At 50.6% G+C, this 15,148-nt stretch carries 19 protein-coding genes and 1 pseudogene; 15 read left to right on the top strand and 5 right to left on the bottom strand.

Features of this window, described 5'->3' with window-relative positions:
* From QA609_RS23825 to QA609_RS23785, 9 genes are all read left to right on the top strand, one after another.
* The coding region (locus QA609_RS23825) for an integrase core domain-containing protein (RefSeq protein ID WP_278305116.1) at positions 1–79 on the top strand (79 nt) is incomplete at its 5' end.
* Between the two features lie 46 nt (positions 80–125).
* Positions 126–527: a hypothetical protein gene (locus QA609_RS23820; protein WP_278305115.1), complete on the top strand. Its 402-nt coding sequence runs from the start codon at positions 126–128 to the stop codon at positions 525–527.
* A 306-nt stretch (positions 528–833) separates the two neighbouring features.
* Entirely contained in the window at positions 834–1,178 is a 345-nt protein-coding gene (locus QA609_RS23815) for a hypothetical protein (RefSeq protein ID WP_278305114.1), read from the top strand.
* Between the two features lie 122 nt (positions 1,179–1,300).
* Entirely contained in the window at positions 1,301–1,471 is a 171-nt protein-coding gene (locus QA609_RS23810) for a hypothetical protein (protein WP_278305113.1), read from the top strand.
* Positions 1,472–1,477: 6 nt separating this feature from the next.
* Positions 1,478–1,681, top strand: a complete 204-nt coding sequence (locus tag QA609_RS23805) for a helix-turn-helix transcriptional regulator (protein ID WP_278305112.1) — start codon at positions 1,478–1,480, stop codon at positions 1,679–1,681.
* Positions 1,682–2,789: 1,108 nt separating this feature from the next.
* Positions 2,790–3,587 carry an ABC transporter permease gene (locus QA609_RS23800; RefSeq protein ID WP_278305111.1) on the top strand — a complete coding sequence of 266 codons (798 nt, stop codon included), beginning with the start codon at positions 2,790–2,792 and terminating at the stop codon, positions 3,585–3,587.
* Positions 3,584–4,480: an ABC transporter ATP-binding protein gene (locus QA609_RS23795; protein ID WP_278305110.1), complete on the top strand. Its 897-nt coding sequence runs from the start codon at positions 3,584–3,586 to the stop codon at positions 4,478–4,480. Before QA609_RS23800 ends, QA609_RS23795 begins: the two co-directional genes overlap by 4 nt.
* Complete coding sequence (locus QA609_RS23790; protein ID WP_278305109.1) at positions 4,477–5,124, top strand: hypothetical protein; 648 nt, start codon at positions 4,477–4,479, stop codon at positions 5,122–5,124. The genes QA609_RS23795 and QA609_RS23790 overlap by 4 nt, the downstream gene beginning before the upstream one ends.
* Positions 5,125–5,126: 2 nt before the next feature.
* Positions 5,127–5,420, top strand: coding sequence for a transcriptional regulator (locus tag QA609_RS23785; protein ID WP_278305108.1), 294 nt, complete (start codon positions 5,127–5,129; stop codon positions 5,418–5,420).
* A gap of 249 nt (positions 5,421–5,669) precedes the next feature.
* Here QA609_RS23785 and QA609_RS23780 read toward each other — a convergent pair whose 3' ends face one another.
* Both QA609_RS23780 and QA609_RS23775 read right to left on the bottom strand, forming a co-directional pair.
* Positions 5,670–6,089, bottom strand: coding sequence for a universal stress protein (locus QA609_RS23780; RefSeq protein ID WP_278305107.1), 420 nt, complete (start codon positions 6,087–6,089; stop codon positions 5,670–5,672).
* An 81-nt stretch (positions 6,090–6,170) separates the two neighbouring features.
* Positions 6,171–7,337 carry an inorganic phosphate transporter gene (locus tag QA609_RS23775; protein ID WP_278305106.1) on the bottom strand — a complete coding sequence of 389 codons (1,167 nt, stop codon included), beginning with the start codon at positions 7,335–7,337 and terminating at the stop codon, positions 6,171–6,173.
* A gap of 841 nt (positions 7,338–8,178) precedes the next feature.
* On the opposite strand from QA609_RS23775, the gene QA609_RS23770 reads away from it, so the two are divergent.
* The 4 genes and pseudogenes from QA609_RS23770 to QA609_RS23755 all read left to right on the top strand — a co-directional run bounded on the left by QA609_RS23770 (position 8,179) and on the right by QA609_RS23755 (position 10,007).
* Positions 8,179–8,562: a hypothetical protein gene (locus QA609_RS23770; protein ID WP_278305105.1), complete on the top strand. Its 384-nt coding sequence runs from the start codon at positions 8,179–8,181 to the stop codon at positions 8,560–8,562.
* A 403-nt stretch (positions 8,563–8,965) separates the two neighbouring features.
* Positions 8,966–9,148 carry a helix-turn-helix domain-containing protein gene (locus tag QA609_RS23765; RefSeq protein ID WP_278305104.1) on the top strand — a complete coding sequence of 61 codons (183 nt, stop codon included), beginning with the start codon at positions 8,966–8,968 and terminating at the stop codon, positions 9,146–9,148.
* A gap of 12 nt (positions 9,149–9,160) precedes the next feature.
* Positions 9,161–9,508, top strand: a pseudogene (locus QA609_RS23760) (helix-turn-helix domain-containing protein); the annotation flags it as partial.
* A complete protein-coding gene (locus tag QA609_RS23755; RefSeq protein WP_343233828.1) occupies positions 9,402–10,007 on the top strand; it encodes an IS630 family transposase in 606 nt (201 codons plus the stop codon). The pseudogene QA609_RS23760 and the gene QA609_RS23755, both read left to right, overlap by 107 nt.
* A 405-nt stretch (positions 10,008–10,412) precedes the next feature.
* Here QA609_RS23755 and QA609_RS23750 read toward each other — a convergent pair whose 3' ends face one another.
* On the bottom strand, positions 10,413–11,123 hold the full coding sequence (locus QA609_RS23750; protein WP_278305102.1) for a hypothetical protein: 711 nt from the start codon (positions 11,121–11,123) through the stop codon (positions 10,413–10,415).
* A gap of 491 nt (positions 11,124–11,614) precedes the next feature.
* Here QA609_RS23750 and QA609_RS23745 point away from each other — a divergent pair, with 491 nt between their 5' ends.
* Complete coding sequence (locus QA609_RS23745) at positions 11,615–11,818, top strand: hypothetical protein (RefSeq protein WP_278305101.1); 204 nt, start codon at positions 11,615–11,617, stop codon at positions 11,816–11,818.
* A gap of 144 nt (positions 11,819–11,962) precedes the next feature.
* On the opposite strand, the gene QA609_RS23740 is transcribed toward QA609_RS23745, so the two are convergent.
* Positions 11,963–13,225, bottom strand: coding sequence for an acyl-CoA thioester hydrolase/BAAT C-terminal domain-containing protein (locus QA609_RS23740; RefSeq protein ID WP_278305100.1), 1,263 nt, complete (start codon positions 13,223–13,225; stop codon positions 11,963–11,965).
* A gap of 895 nt (positions 13,226–14,120) precedes the next feature.
* The gene (locus QA609_RS23735; RefSeq protein WP_278305099.1) at positions 14,121–14,711 is read right to left on the bottom strand and encodes a hypothetical protein; all 591 of its coding nucleotides are present in this window, start codon (positions 14,709–14,711) and stop codon (positions 14,121–14,123) included.
* A 93-nt stretch (positions 14,712–14,804) separates the two neighbouring features.
* Here QA609_RS23735 and QA609_RS23730 point away from each other — a divergent pair.
* On the top strand, positions 14,805–15,148 hold a 344-nt coding region (locus tag QA609_RS23730), incomplete at its 3' end, for a TMEM175 family protein (protein WP_278305098.1).

The following is a 15,148-nucleotide window of genomic DNA, read 5'->3' as shown; positions in this document are numbered from 1 at the left end:
GCAGTTCGTGCATTATTATAACCGCCAGAGACCGCATCAATCACTCGATGGAAAAACGCCAGCTGAGGTGCTGAACTAGACAGTGCCATCCAATAATATAACTCGAAATTATATATTGAACAACAGTGTTTTCATACATACTCAGAGCTTCAGGATTTGTAGGATTAGCAGCAGGATTTGGGATTGAGTTCTATATCGCACTTCTCCGAGATCCCATTCTCTACGAGGGTGCACACTCGATTCCGAGCTGGCTCAGTGCGATTTCCGTTCCACTGCTAATTGGATCGGTAGCTGTACTGATCTACGGTGTGGTGCTCAATGAGATTTTCAAAGGATGGGTTGATCTCGTTACGATCTGTGCACTCGGTGGACAGTGGGGGGTACCGCTCGGAATCTATTTATCGGCTTCAACAGGTGCGGGAAACCCCATTGCCTTGCTTGTTCCTGTTGGATATGGACTCCACGCTCTTGCTGCAATTGCCGTCGCTGTTGCATATCTTCGACGAGGAAAGGGAATTGTGTCGTAGGATCTCAGCAGTCTAAGCTCCTCCATTACAAGTCACCACAGCCACATTTCCTCTACTGAGGGTACAAAATACATATTTTTACTATAACTAAAGTATTATTGGTTAGTGATCAGACTCACTAGAGCAACTATCATGAATCGAAGACAACTACTACAAGTCGCCGGAGTCCTCATTGGTCTTGGAGCAGCAAACGCTACCTCAGTAGCAGCGAACTCTGGACAAGGGCAGGGGCAAGGACAAGGATCATAACCAAATAAGGCACACCGAGGAAACAGCCTATCTTCAGAGGCAACGCCGATTGAAGATGTGGAGATCGAAGTCGAAGAATCGAACCCAGAGGCCAGCAACTTCGAGGAGGAGTTTACGTATTATGTGGTTCGGTACGATGAAATCGTCTATGGCAGGTATGTCTACCGTGAGCCAGCTCGTCTTGGCGGTCAATACAATGTGACTGACTACCCGGATGAGCAAACGAGTAGTGCTTTCTGGTTCGATGTGAGTGGTCCCCGACTTGAGGATGGTATCCAAAGTCGGATCGTCCACAACGGAAAAGTCACACAATACTACCGAACGGAAGATGGCTGGAAATCCCTTGTGGCAGAATTCGAGGACGGTGAACTACTCAGCGTTAACGGCGTCGAAGACATCTAGTCCTCGAGTGAGCAATCCGCCACGATGCGGGTTATTATTTCGCATTCGGCTTGCCGCGCATCACCGAGACCAAACTATCCGACGAACGCGACGAAGCACACCATAACCGCGCTAGCGGCCTCATGTTCTCGATCACGGCGATCGTAACGATCAGTGTCGTTCCGGCGCTCTACGTTCTCGACGCTGGCGGCTACTTCACCATCACGTCGACGATGTGGGGCGGAATCTCTGTCCTGTCGGCTCTCGCACTCCTCTACGGATTCTGCTACGGAACCGTACTCTGGCGCAACTAACGATCTATGGAAAATCAGGTCACGAAACGTCGGAACGAACGGGGGCTGAGTCAGGGTGAACTCGCTGAAGCCGTCGGCGTAACTCGTCAAACGATCAACTCGGTCGAGCGCGAACGGTACGATCCGTCGCTGGAACTGGCCTTCAAGCTGGCGACGTACTTCGACTGCCGCGTTGACGATCTGTTTGATCCGGACCTCAACGACGAGTAACAGCGATCTCGGACACGGTTCTCGAGTTCCGATAGTTGTTACATGAAGATGCGAACTTAACGTGGAGACTTCCATCAGGCAAGCGAGATGTTGATACCACCATGCTGCATACAACGCGCGAATGTCGTACGAAATCCGGGCCGGTTCTGACGGGAATTAACTTATACAATGATAGCTTCTATTTTCCGTATGGAATTTCCGAGTCCCTCGTTTAGTGAATACGGCAAATCGACGTTGGTCGCGTTACTGACCTTTGCTGTTCTTCAATATACTGGCGTCTTCTTTGACAATCCGGGAGAGTTTGACTTTACTTTCCTCATCTCTGTTGGAATCCTCATACCCCTCTTTATCTATGGGATTTCGTTTGTTACCGCAAACGCGGAATGGCTACCGGATTGGGATGAAAAGAACCAGACAAAGTCACGGTAGGTGATAACTTACACGTGTATCGAGTAGGTTATTCGCCAATTTTGGTGCGGAACAAACAGAGGCGTCGTGCTGCACTCACTCTCTCTATTCAGCAAGCGGTTTTGACAGCTATCGTAGAAATTGATCGTCTCTCCGTTACTTGCTTGACCTATACGTAACAGACGCTTCATCAAAACCACGACTGGCAGATAGAGAACGGCGGAGTTTGTGGCAAACTCGGACGTTGGACTGAAAACATGACATACCACATAGAACGATTGCAAGAGAATTACGGTTGGTGACGCCGTTCTACCAGAGAGACAGGGCTTCTCTGGATTCCGTTACATGGAGATGCGAACATAATGCCGTCTCTTCCACCAACTAATAGGGATGTTGAGAGAATCGTGCTGAATACACCAGCGGGTAGTGAGCCTACGTGACTGGCCTGTACAACTCAGTCTCTGCGCCATCAACGCTCTGTAAGATGGTCAACGAAGCACGCAACATCGAGACCCCTCCTTTGTCCCGGCAGCATTATTAAGTAAGAGAGATGGATGTCCACCAAATAAAACTACTTTGTGATCCAAAGTGCACTCCACCAAAAACACTATTTCCCTGGAGAGTGGTTTGCTAATAGGAAATGTCAAAACAGCACGCGTCACCGTCAGTTCAGCCCGAACACTCGCGGGGAAACATTTGGATGCGGCAGACGAAGGCGTTCACGATCAGATACGTGCGTGAATTGTTCAGAAGTAAGGCAGCGCTGTTCTGGACGATGATTTTCCCTGCCGGGTTTTATTTGATCACAATCACGATGACAATCCCGGACGAAGCGATGGGGGCCGGCGAAGGAGGTGTAAAAGCAGTAATCGCGGTCAGTTTCGGGATGTTCGGTGCGATTATTGCTGCTCTCAACAGCTTCTGCGAACAGCTCGGCACGGATCTGGAGGCTGACCGTTATCACCAGTTCCGCTCGCTCTCAATCGCTCCCTCAAGCGATCTTACGGGACGGTTACTCGCCGGCGTCACGCTCTCTGTTACTGCGTTCCTAGCGGTGATTCCGGTTGCGGTCCTAACTGGTGCTGAATTTTCGCTCGCTTCACCTCTTTCACCGGCAGTTGTCGTTCTGGCTATCGTGACCTTTGCTATTTTCTGGATGGTCGTGGCGATTGCGGTCACCGTTTCGGTTCGAAATGAGCGATACGCCTCTATCATCACAGTGAGTCTTGCGCTCGTCGCTTACATGATGACGGGTTACAACGGGACCGATGTTTCGGTGTATCACGGGCCGGACCGGTTGTTGAACGGCATGCCGCATACGCTCGCCACGCGGTTAATTGCAGATCAGACGATCGCGGGGAGCGCTGGTCTCACCCCGCCTACAGTTCCTACGGTGCTTTCTGGACTCGGCCTGCTCATCGTCTACTCGGTGGGTGCGTTGGCCATCGGCATCGTCCTCACTCGACGGGTTCTCTACAAACGGGAGGTGGTAGCATGAGCAGCGACCGACCGGTCATTCTCGAAAGCCAGGACCTTCGCAAGGAGTTCGATGGCGGCGACAACATTCTTTCCGGCGCCGACCTCGCTGTCAGGGAAAACGAAATCGTGTTATTGATGGGGCCGAACGGCGTCGGGAAGACGGTACTTCTCTCCTGTCTCGCTGGCAGCGAAGTTCCGACTGATGGGACGGTATCGGTATTCGGTGAGGCCACCAGAGGGGGAAACTCGAGCCTGGATTTTATGCTGCAGGATTCGATGCTCGAGCCGAAACTCACTGGCCGAGAAAATGTCGCCTTCTACAGGGATTTGCATCCGTGCTTTACTGAACGGTGGCGGGAGTACACGGAGAAACTGGAGGTCGCGGAAGAATTAGACAAACTCGTCGAGAACTACTCCGAGGGGATGAAACGGAAACTTGAGTTTGCGTTGACGATGAGCGGCGAAGTTCCCATTTACTTACTTGACGAACCGACGGCCGGAGTCGATCTGCACAACATCCAGCAGTTTCATGACGTGATCCTCTCACAGTACGAACGCGGAAAGACGTTCGTGATCTCCAGCCACCGCCCGATGGATGCAAATATTGCTGACCGAATCGCGTTCATGCCCGACGGCACGATCAGTTCGATCGGGCGTCCAGAAGAGCTGATGGCACAGGTTCCGACCGTTGTAACCGTTAGCGGCCGGAAAGCGATAAAAAGCGTCAAGGAGTTCGTCATTGAGGGAGAGCTGTTCCCGGTCGGAGGCGAAGTCCGCGGATTCCTTGAGGGTAATCACCACCTATCGGCTATCGCCGACAAAATCGAAGGTACAGCAGGTACAGTCGAGGAGATCGAACCAACGTACACTGACCTGTTCAATTACTACATTCACTTGGAGGGATTTCGATGAGTACTGATGAGAACGATCTCGCCGACCACGGCGAGGAGGTTGATCCGGAGACGCTACAGAGAGACCTAACGCACATCAAGGAAGCGATGGGACTGCAAGAGCAGTACCCGACGGCGTTTCGACTGTGGCTGCTGTACGGGGCACTTGCTGTTTTCGCCTCGCTCGGATCACAGGCTGTGATCACCTTCGAGTTGGCCCCGTGGGGGCACGCCGTGTCGTGGGGTGGATTCTACACGCTCGGATTGCTCTACGAGTGGTACCGGATCGGGGACTACGAGGTTCCGAACAACGAAATGAAGCCCAGTATCCGGATCCAGATTGGCGGAATCGTTGCCTTCCTCGTGGCCGTCTTCGTCGCGGTCGATCCATTCTTGACGGACCGCTCGCCGGTTGAAGGGCAAGCGATGATTTTCGGTCTGATAATCGCGGCCATTGGTGCGACCTACGTCGTCCAAGCCGCCTCGTTGCGAGCGTACAATGTCCGTACCCGAGACCGGCATGCCTTCTACGTCGGCGGTATCTGGATGCTCATTTATGGGGCAGTCATGCCGAACGTCGAGGTCCTGCAGGAGTGGGGCTACGTGATTTTCGGTATCCTCTTTGCTGGTCACGGCATCGCCTCGTACGTGTTCCTCTCGGAGTAATCATGGAGTTTGATAAACTCGTCCACCAACCGACGCGGTTGCAGATTTTCGCATATCTCTACCAGCACGGCGACACCACATTTCCGGAACTTACCGAACAACTAGAGGTGACCGAGGGAAATCTTTCCACGCACTTACAGAAAATGGAAGACGCTGAGGCCATCGTAGTCGAAAAGGAATTCGTCGACCGGAAACCGCAGACGACGTACGAACTCACTCCTCAGGGCAAAGAGAAGTTCGAAGAGCACATCGGCACACTCGAAGCGCTAATTGAGGGACTCAAAGACGAAACGTAATTGATCAGGGGAGTTGAAAGAGAGGGGCTGCGGAGGGAGGTCGTGCTGAACGCATGCTCTTTATTCAGTAGGCTTCTCTCGACAGCTACCGAGGCATCAATTGCTTCACCGTTGAGGATGTACAGAACTCTTCTCATGGTGTTGTTTTCATCGCTATTTCGGTGAACCAGCCGCTACGTAGATGTGCGAATGTAACGCTGAGAGTTCTATCAAAATAGCGATGACGTTGAGAGAGCCGTGTTGATTGACTCACCGGACAACTGTGACTGGAACGGGCGACCGGCGGAAGATTTTCTGAGCAACGTTCCCGACAAATAGCCGTTCTGCAACCGTACCGCCGTGACTGCCGATCACCACTGTCTCGTAGTCGTCGGCTTGCTTGAGGATTGCCCGCACCGGGTGGCCGAGTTGGACTTCAGTATCGATCTCAGCGTCGTATTCTGCGGCGATCTCATGAGCACGATCGAATACGTCTTGGGCGTGTTCTTGGGATGCTTCCTCAAGATCGTCGGCGAGGGCGAGCCCTGATGCCCCACCCCACATCGACGACGGCCCACCGGCGACGTGCAGGACGGTTATTTCGGCGTCGGGATGTGCTTCGAGAGCATATTTGAGGGCTTGCGCTGCCATTTCGGAATCGTCCATCGGGACGAGAACGCGGGAAAGCATACCGTATTCTACGATGAGCCGACAGATAAACGGAAAGGGAAGTACGCCATCTCCCAGACTCAATCGGACGATGTCGTCGTGTTACGCGACGCCTGGAACTACGACGAAAAATGCGTACGCGAGGAGCGTCGACATTGCTGGACCAATAATCCACATTGAGACGTACTTCATGATGGCTCGTGGATTAAACAGATCATCCGCGCTCAGTACTTCTTCGTGTTCCTCTTCACCGATCTTTGTCACTGGGGTGTCGGGCTCTGCTTTCAGGGCACCTGTCGTGATTTCCGTGTCAGTCTCGCCTCGCATCGCATCACGGGCCGTGATAGGACGGGTTGCACGACCCCAACCGAGCCCGACGATCGTCATCACTGACGCCATCACGAGACTGATCGGAATCCCAATCCACGAGAGGGCAGTCGTGATCGTCGCCGCAGTGGTCATGACCACGAGGGCCGCAAGCAGTGGGATGTCGCTAAGTTCGGTTCCGACCGACTCCATCGTGCGGCGGGCGATCGTGAAACCACCGACACCGATCGCAATCGTCGCAATAAAGATCGCGGGGTTCGCCTCGAGTGCTCCGCTGCTAACCAGCGGTGCGACCGCGTTCGGGACGTTACTCGCACCGGCACTAAATGCCATATAACAGCCGATAATGAGAACAACGATCGTTCCGGTGAGTTCCCCATAGGTAGAGTTTGGTCCGAGAGCTGGCCTTGGAAGCGAGCCGCTGCGATCGATTGTGATCAGGGCTCCCTCGGATTTTTCGATCTGGACCCGCCGGTTGAGTTCGGGGTAAATGTACCGACCGACCATTGCTCCAACCCAGAACCCAAGGATCGGCGTCACGACCCACCACGAGACGATCCAGCCGATCGTCTCAAAGTTTGCTGTTCCGGTTGCGAGTCCCAGCCCGACGATCGCACCGACGGTCGTCATCGATGTCGGGACGGGTACGCCGAAAACGTTAGCAATCAGGATTCCCGTGCCGATAAAGAAGAGCACGGCGACTCCCGCTGCGAGCGAGATCTCGATTGTAATAATGTCGCCGGCGAGGGTGTCCATCACGTTTCGTCCGACGGTCCAGCCGCCGAGAAAGACGAAGAACGTCATTAGGCCGGCAGCAGCCACTTTACTGAGGAGTCCAGCACCCACTGCCGGCCCCCACGCGATCCCGGTCGACGAGCCGCCGATATTGAATCCAACGAAAATAGAGGCGACGACTCCGACCAGTAGAACAGTTTCAACCATTAACAAATAATATGAGTAGGATTGTAAAATAATTGTTGAACTCAACCCTCGTATTCAGCCCGCAGCTTTTGACAGCTACCGGAGGACTCGATTGCTGCGCCGTTACCTACTTGGCCTATACGTAACAGACGCTTCATCAAAAACCACGACTGGCAGACAGAGAACAGCGGAGTTTAACTCAGACGTTCAGCTGAGAGTATAACACACCACATAGAGGGTTGGAAGAGAATGACGGTTGTGCCACCGCTTTACCAGAGACAGGGGCTTCTCTGGATTCCGTTACATGGAGATGCAAACCGACCGTTTACGTTAGCAACATGAAAGGAATTGTGAGGAGAGCCCCGATAAATATGAACGCAGACAATACGTTCCACGATTGAGTGGTAATACTGTAAATTAAGCCCACAAAGATGAATATATACCCAATAGAGACGAGAGAGAACACAGTTTCACTTCTGGGGTTTTCCGTTCCGTTTTCTCCCAACATACAGTCATTTCGGTAAGGAACAATAAAAAGGTAGTCACCGGCTTGTGCGAGCGGTGAGTTCCCTGTACGTAACGGCTGCCTCTCTTGAGTACAGTTGCGCTCGAGACGAACACACGTTACGTAGAGAGGCGCACTGAACGTTAGGTGTATGGTGGCAGGTTCTATTAATCACCAGCAGCGGGCACGTAACAAATTTAAATACCCTGACTGCCTTGGACATCATCCAATACAATTAGCGCCTGTTCTCGTGCCGTTCCTCGCAGTTACACCGGAAATAGGCATAGGGATTTATTTCAATCAAACCATTATTAAGCGGACACAACGTATTTACACTCTTGTACTGTAGTCAGACATATGACAAACAACCTCGATAACAAAAGCCGAGACTTACTACAACTGCGGTCAATCATTAAATATACATTGTATATGATTGTCATCGCTGTGCTCGTAGCAGAGATCGGGTTCGCTGTGTCGACGTGGTTCTCGGTACAGACAGCTGGCGGCCTCATTGGTGGCGTTATTTTTGTTGTATTTCTATCATACACTTTCGAACGAACGACTTTCGGTCAATCAACAGAAGAAAATTTCCAACAACACCGACTTTTAATGACACTGCTAGTGGTGGTACTCATCACGGTTGGTGGGGGCATCGTCTCGTCGGTTGTGAGTTTTTCCCGGGTATTTTTGCTTACTTTCATTCTCGGAATGATCGGCGGAGTGTTTATTTCGACCGAATAACGGACCATCACCAACATATTCTATCGCTGGTGAGATAGAACAGTATACAATAGCGTTCTCAAAGCCCGGCGGAAAACCGACAAATTCTATTGAGTGTCACTAATTCTAGGTTCCCATCTATTACTATAACTATTACAGGCGAGATAAACTCTCGATGAAAAAGCGTCAATTGAGAGGACCAAAAATATATAATTTTTATATGCGATTTCTCACATAGTGGTAGTATATATCTATTGACTTATTATTTCTTCGGCAGGACTGCGGTTGTTGAGCGCCTGATTCGATCGTTGTGTGTTATAATAGTAGACGAAGGCGGTGAGCCAGCGCCGGAGTGGTCCGCGAAATCGTTGACCCCTTTGGAAGCGTATCTTTCTTGATGAGCAACAGTCAGCGTGGTTTGTTGGTGCGACATCTGTCTGAGGAAGAACTCGATCAAGCAATTGAATCGGCCCAGGAGGCGGACGAGACCCGTCTCGTCCGGCGACTGTGTTACATCAAGAACCTCTATCAGGGAAATACGCGCAAGCAAGCAGGCCGACGCGTCGGAATCTCCCGATCCACGACGCGTCGGTGGGCATTGGCGTGAAATGATGGTGGCGTAAAGGGGCTCCGCCCATGCTTCGGCGGCGGCGGCCGGCCGCCGAAGCTCACCCCACAACAGTGGAACGAAGTCTGTGAGATTCTCGAAGAGGGCCAGCCATGGACTCCTAAGCAGATTCACGCGCTTATCGAAGACCGATACACCGTCACGTATCACCTGTCCCATCTTAGCCGAAAACTTCGAGAAGCAGGAATGAACTACGCCAAACCGCGGCCAATGGATCCACGGCGACCCGACGATGCTGAAGAGATTCTCGCCGAGCGCCTCGAACAGGCGCTCGACGAGGATCCCGAGGAGCCAGACGAAGAGAAAAAAGACCCGGTCGTGTTCGGATTCTTTCGATGAAGCGTGGCCTCAACCGTTCGATAATTCTCAGCGAATGTGGTCGTTTGATCGGACAGTGATGATCGAGAAACCGCTGGTAACGTTTCCGAGGCGGTCGATTGGGTTCTACGCGCTCACTGGCCAGAGCGTGATCTCGTTCAAAGAACGGTTGGTTAAAGAGACAATCGTTGAAGCACTCGAAGAGATCCGCGAGCAGAATCCGGTCGGGCGGATTCTGCTTGTGGCCGATAACTACGGCACCCATCACGCGAAACTCACCCAACAACGGGCCGACGAACTCGACGTCGAGTTCGTCTTCATCCCGCCGTATTCACCGACATTGAACGCCACCGAACCGCTGTGGAAGGATTTGAAACGCGAGATCTCGCCAGAGATCTTCGCAGACCGAGACCACTTCAGAGCGTTCCTCACCGAGACATTTCTCCGCTTGAGCCATCGGCTGAGTTTCGCTAGTGATTGGATCGAGACGTTCCTTCCAGATGTTCAAAGGTTGCGCTGATCATTCAGAGCGTTCGCGGTGCTTTCCTCAGCCCAAGAGTCAAGCGGATCGGGTTCGAGCGTAACGGTGAGCGGTTCTTGGATGTGCATGACAGCTGACTCCAAGAACTGCTCGCTCGTTGACTAGACACTGCCCACATAGTATATTCATTAGAGTGCGAACAAGTAGTTTGCAGCGAGAAACATCATAGTGGCCACAAGCTACATTTCATCGATGACTAAAATCGCAACCCTGATACCCGAGATACCTATAGTGCCAGCCAGTATACTCTGTAGTAGCAAAAGTACTGGTCAACATGGCTAAATTAATGATAATTCGGGTGTTGTTGTCCTGTGAATATGATCTAACTAGTCAATTATACAAATTAGCAATCAAGTTGTTCATGTTATCTGTTTAGTGATTCATCTAACACATATTTCCGAAACGTTCGTGCTTTTCATTGCAAATGTCACAGTCAAGGCCCGTTGCATGACTGTATATCTCTACACCCAGAGCACGTGTCAGACACGCCAATAGTCCAGGTGCAGTTAGACAAAGCCCAGTTTGAAGTGCTAATTTCCCAAGACAAGCATAATTCCAATCCACGCAGCTTTCATCAACACCTATACAACCGCTACCTCCTCCTGGGTCGAAATTATTATTACTTTCAGTCGAAACACCCTCATCCAACAAGTCCTCATGATCCGTTTTCTCTGAAACCAGTTCCTCATTCTCTAACCAGTATGTAGTTTCAGATTTGGAATTTTTGTGTAGTGTGTGTGCTACCGTCGAAACAGCCCCACTTTCTTTTTCTGTTCGAACCAGAAGAGCTTGTTCCAACTTGCTTTTGTTTTCCTGGTGCTCATTATTTTGTTTAATTGCCGGTACTATAGTTGTACTCTCGATGTCATCATCATTTTCTCCTCTAAAAGATTCTGCATCTCCAAAACGAGGCATAAACCCTTTTTTCCGGAGTTTTTTGATTAACTTCTTACTATCTTCACTCGAGTTAATATCGGAAACAATGTTTTCGTGATTTTCGTCCCTTTCCAGTTTTTTTGCTGAGGTTCCACTAACAAAAGCTGTACTTCCTATCCCCGCAGTTGTGATCGACTTCAGGATCTTTCTTCTTTCCACACTCACATTATCCTATTGGCATATATAATAGTTGGGATACTACCATTTCTTTAATACCTACAGTATAATAAAGCATCAATACGACAAATACACTCTAACGATTAAACTCTCTTAGATGTTCAGAAGATTGAACAAATATCCTCGACAATAGAATATTTTGGCTATAACCGATACGTACTTCACTCATACAGAACGGCGGCTCGGCTGATTTTGTCGTGTACTGAGCCAACTGATCAGTTGGAGTGTTTCTCGAGGAGGCAGAGACCTTCTTTAGAGATTTGCAACCGGAGCTGCAGCCAGCACTAGCGATGACACAAAAAGTCTAGTCCACGAATGGCTGGACCTGATATGTAGATCCCCTATACGTAACGGCTGGCTCTCTTGAGTACAGTTGCACTCGAGACGAACACGTGTTATAGAGAAATGCAAACTGAACGCTGGGGTCCACTATTGAAGATACATTTTTACTCTTTCAAGTCAAAATGACTAGTATGCAACTTCTTCGAGACCGGCTTGACATATTTGCTCTTACAAAGGCGCTCGGAATCTTCATTCTCATACTGGTGGCAGTTCCACTAGTCGGAATGACCATAGGGGCACCACCACCCCACGAAACAACTCTCTCATACTTCCTGTCCAGAGCTGTATGGTGGGGCGGTGTCGCAGCGTTTTTCGTTTATGTTCTAGATGGTTGAAAGCTACCGAACCATCTTACTCTTAACCCAGTTTCTCAACAGTTGCCTATGTCACTGCTCTACTGATTATTGTGGTATGCTATTCGTTTACACATACTATGGCTGCCGAGAATGTGTCAATACTAGTGCGTTTCATCAGCTCGCTCAATCAAGTGTCCACAACGTCTCGAGAACAGACGGCCAGTGGTCGTGAGCAGCTCGAGCGTTCCCAACAAGTGATCCACCGAATTCATCTTCCAAACCACTTAGCGGACGATACGGTGGAAAGATTCCATGACCGGCGTTCTCGTACCGAAGGTGCTCAATTGGTAGATCATCGGTGGTTTCGAATTGGTCTATGGCGATCTGGTGGAGCCGTGTCGTTGGCCAGAGCCAGTCATCGTCAGCGGAGACCAGCAACACATCCCCGTCGATCTCCTCGAGGGCAATCGTGGCGTCCTCGATCATTTCCGTACTTGCTGCCTCAAGTGACTCTGCGAACAATTCTCGACCTGAGATACCGTCTTCAAATGCGTCCGTATCGTATGGCACGTATGGTACTGGTTCACCATTGATCGACCACGATGACGTGCCAGGTGGATCATCAATGGTCTCGCCACCCTCCCAGACAAGTCCACTGCCAACGATCGAGACGACGGGCCCAATTTCGTCAATCCAAGTCCCGGCAAGAAGACCAAGCTCGGCTCCCTTCGAGACGCCGAGCGCACCGATTTGATCAGTAGATACGCGTTTGTGATCGAGTAGCCACTGCGCCGCCGTCTCGACGTACTCGAGAGGAATTTCGACGAGGTCTTCAGGGAGGGAGGGCCCGCCAAAGTAGTGGAGTGCAAACGCTGTGAATCCGCGTTGAGCCAATGCGATTGCATGATCGAACAGCGGCTCACCCTCCGACCCATGCAAGACGAGAACACCAGGCCCTTCGTCGCCAGAACGGGGTGTGAATACTTCACCAACTAACTCCTCGTGGTCGGGTTCCTCGTACGCTTCTCGATCGAGATGGGAGCGAGTCAGTTTGACCGAACCGAAATCTTCGTCGGCCGTTTCCACGTGGTAGATCAATTGTTCTTTTTCTGACGGCTGATACTCCCAGAACGACCCGGAAGCGAACTGAATTAGGGCGACGGTGGTTGGAACATCGAAACCGATCGGCACATCGCCGTCAACGATCGGCGAACGGGCGAGATCGATCCGTCCATCGGCGTCGGTCTCGACAGTGACACTCGCCTCGATCCCGCTCTGGGATTCCATGGTCACCTCTACTGGGGTCTCCGTAGGGAGGTTATCGATCGTTAGTTCAAATGACTCATCGGCTTGGACCTCGTCTGGATGATCGAATGTCCCACTATCGACGGTCTCCTCACCGACACAGCCAGCACCACCAATAACGAGAGCGGCGCTCGTTCCCATTATCATCTCTCGGCGAGTAAGTGCTCGTTCTCGCATCTCTTGTCTGTGACTCAACTTATTCTATCTGTTATAATAAATTTCCGGCAGAAGCGTGTCATAGAACGATCCCCAGAGAGTTGTTCTCACCTTTTTGCAGTGAACTAGCCGATACGTAGGGCGAACTACCCGTTTGGTAGTTCGCCCATCTGAAGGAGAAACAAACGAAACCGTCGTGCTGAGCTCTTACTCTGTGTCATCAGGCTGGACTAACAGCGCCACGATAGCTGCTAAGTTAGTGCTGCGAATGGAGCGACCAGTAGGATATTTTGGGATCCTATCCCAGAACAAGCAAATGGGCTGTCCTAGCAGCAACCCATATCGACAGTCCTGTTAACGCTACTATCGCTACACGCCCTAGCTTTCCATCTTCGTTCCACCCGCTTTCGGACGCTCTTCTTCCGCGGATTAGACTCGAGCCGATTCCAATAAGTAACCACCCTCCACTCCCCATGATTAGCAACTGAGACCCGTCTAGAGTGAAAGTCAGCGCAACTTGACAGGCACCGAGGACAATAGCAAAGACCCCAAAGAACTGTCTTTGATCGACCTTGTCAAGCGACAGAGATGTACTTTCGGTCGTCAGTGCCGTGAACTTGTGCCAACCCATACTATCCTTTTTCAATGCTGCCATATTAAATGTAGGATGGTTATCTATTTGAGCCTCTGTTCGTCTTGTTACCTCTGTATCTGGTGTTATGTATATCACCCGTATGTAGCACGAGTTTCACGCTACGCTTGAATAAAGAAATTCTCGATCTTGTAGTGGGAGTCAGCTAAAAGACGAATTACCTTGGCACCCAAACATATCTTTATATTATATATTTTAAAGCGACTTTCTCCAAGGAAATCAGTTATTTCACTCCGGTTCGATCAGTTCATCGATTTGGTCAGTCGTTGGTAAATTCTCGTCGGGTTTTGAAGAAGGGCGATTGAGGGCTGCCTCAACTTCACGCTCAAACTCTTCTTCTGTAAATTCTCCGTGCTGATATCTCACTTTGAGCTGTTCGATAGAAGACCATTTGTCTTCTTCCTCTAACTTACACAGATATTCTTCTGGCGAGTCAACTTGGCCAATAGCCGAGAGATAGACGGGCCAGAGTGTAAGCAGAGTCGTTATTACGAGGATGATACCGAGAAGAGCAGCCATCGGGACGATAAGAAACGAGCCAATCCAGAAATTAATGAGGAAACCGAACGCCAGCAGCAACGAGTAAATCCCTACTGGACCAGTGATAGCCGCCAGTGCGGTTCGACCGATCGTTCTATCTGGAGTATATGCTTCGACAAAACCTCGAATCTGTTTTTCGATTGATTTAGTTCCATCTGGTGTCTGCATATGGTTAGTTGTTTTCCATCGATGCGCAAAGAGATACCGATTCAAACTATTTTCTCTGTATTCACCTATGGAACGCTGCTGCCCGAGCAAATCAAAGGAGAATTTCTCCACAATAGGTTTGATAATGCAACCACAGCTACCATTTCACCAAACTGCGAGCTATGATTAAGTATTATGGGTCGACAATAGACGTACGAGACAGTAATGGCCAGTCGTAGACGCAGATCCCGGCACACCATCCGATATTCCGACACCAATAGATCTTACAAGCATCTCAAAAACCGTAACTCCCTACCAGAAGGTAGCTATGGGCGAGAAAGCGAATGGTTTTCACGTCTACTCTCGCTCAGCAACGGTGTTTTCGGGATCTCACTCACATTGCTTGTTTTAAGTATCGCTGTTCCCGCAACCACTCCCTCTGGAAATCTTGACCAAGCACTTCTCGAGTTGCTACCAAACGCAATTGCATTTGCACTCACCGTCTTCATCGTCGTGCTCTATTGGCACAATCACAATGAGCTCTTTGAGTCGTTCCGCGGAATCGACCT

The sequence above is a fragment of the Natronococcus sp. A-GB7 genome, assembly GCF_029688865.1.
Classification (GTDB): Archaea; Halobacteriota; Halobacteria; order Halobacteriales; family Natrialbaceae; genus Natronococcus.
This window is presented reverse-complemented; position numbering and strand designations above follow the sequence as displayed.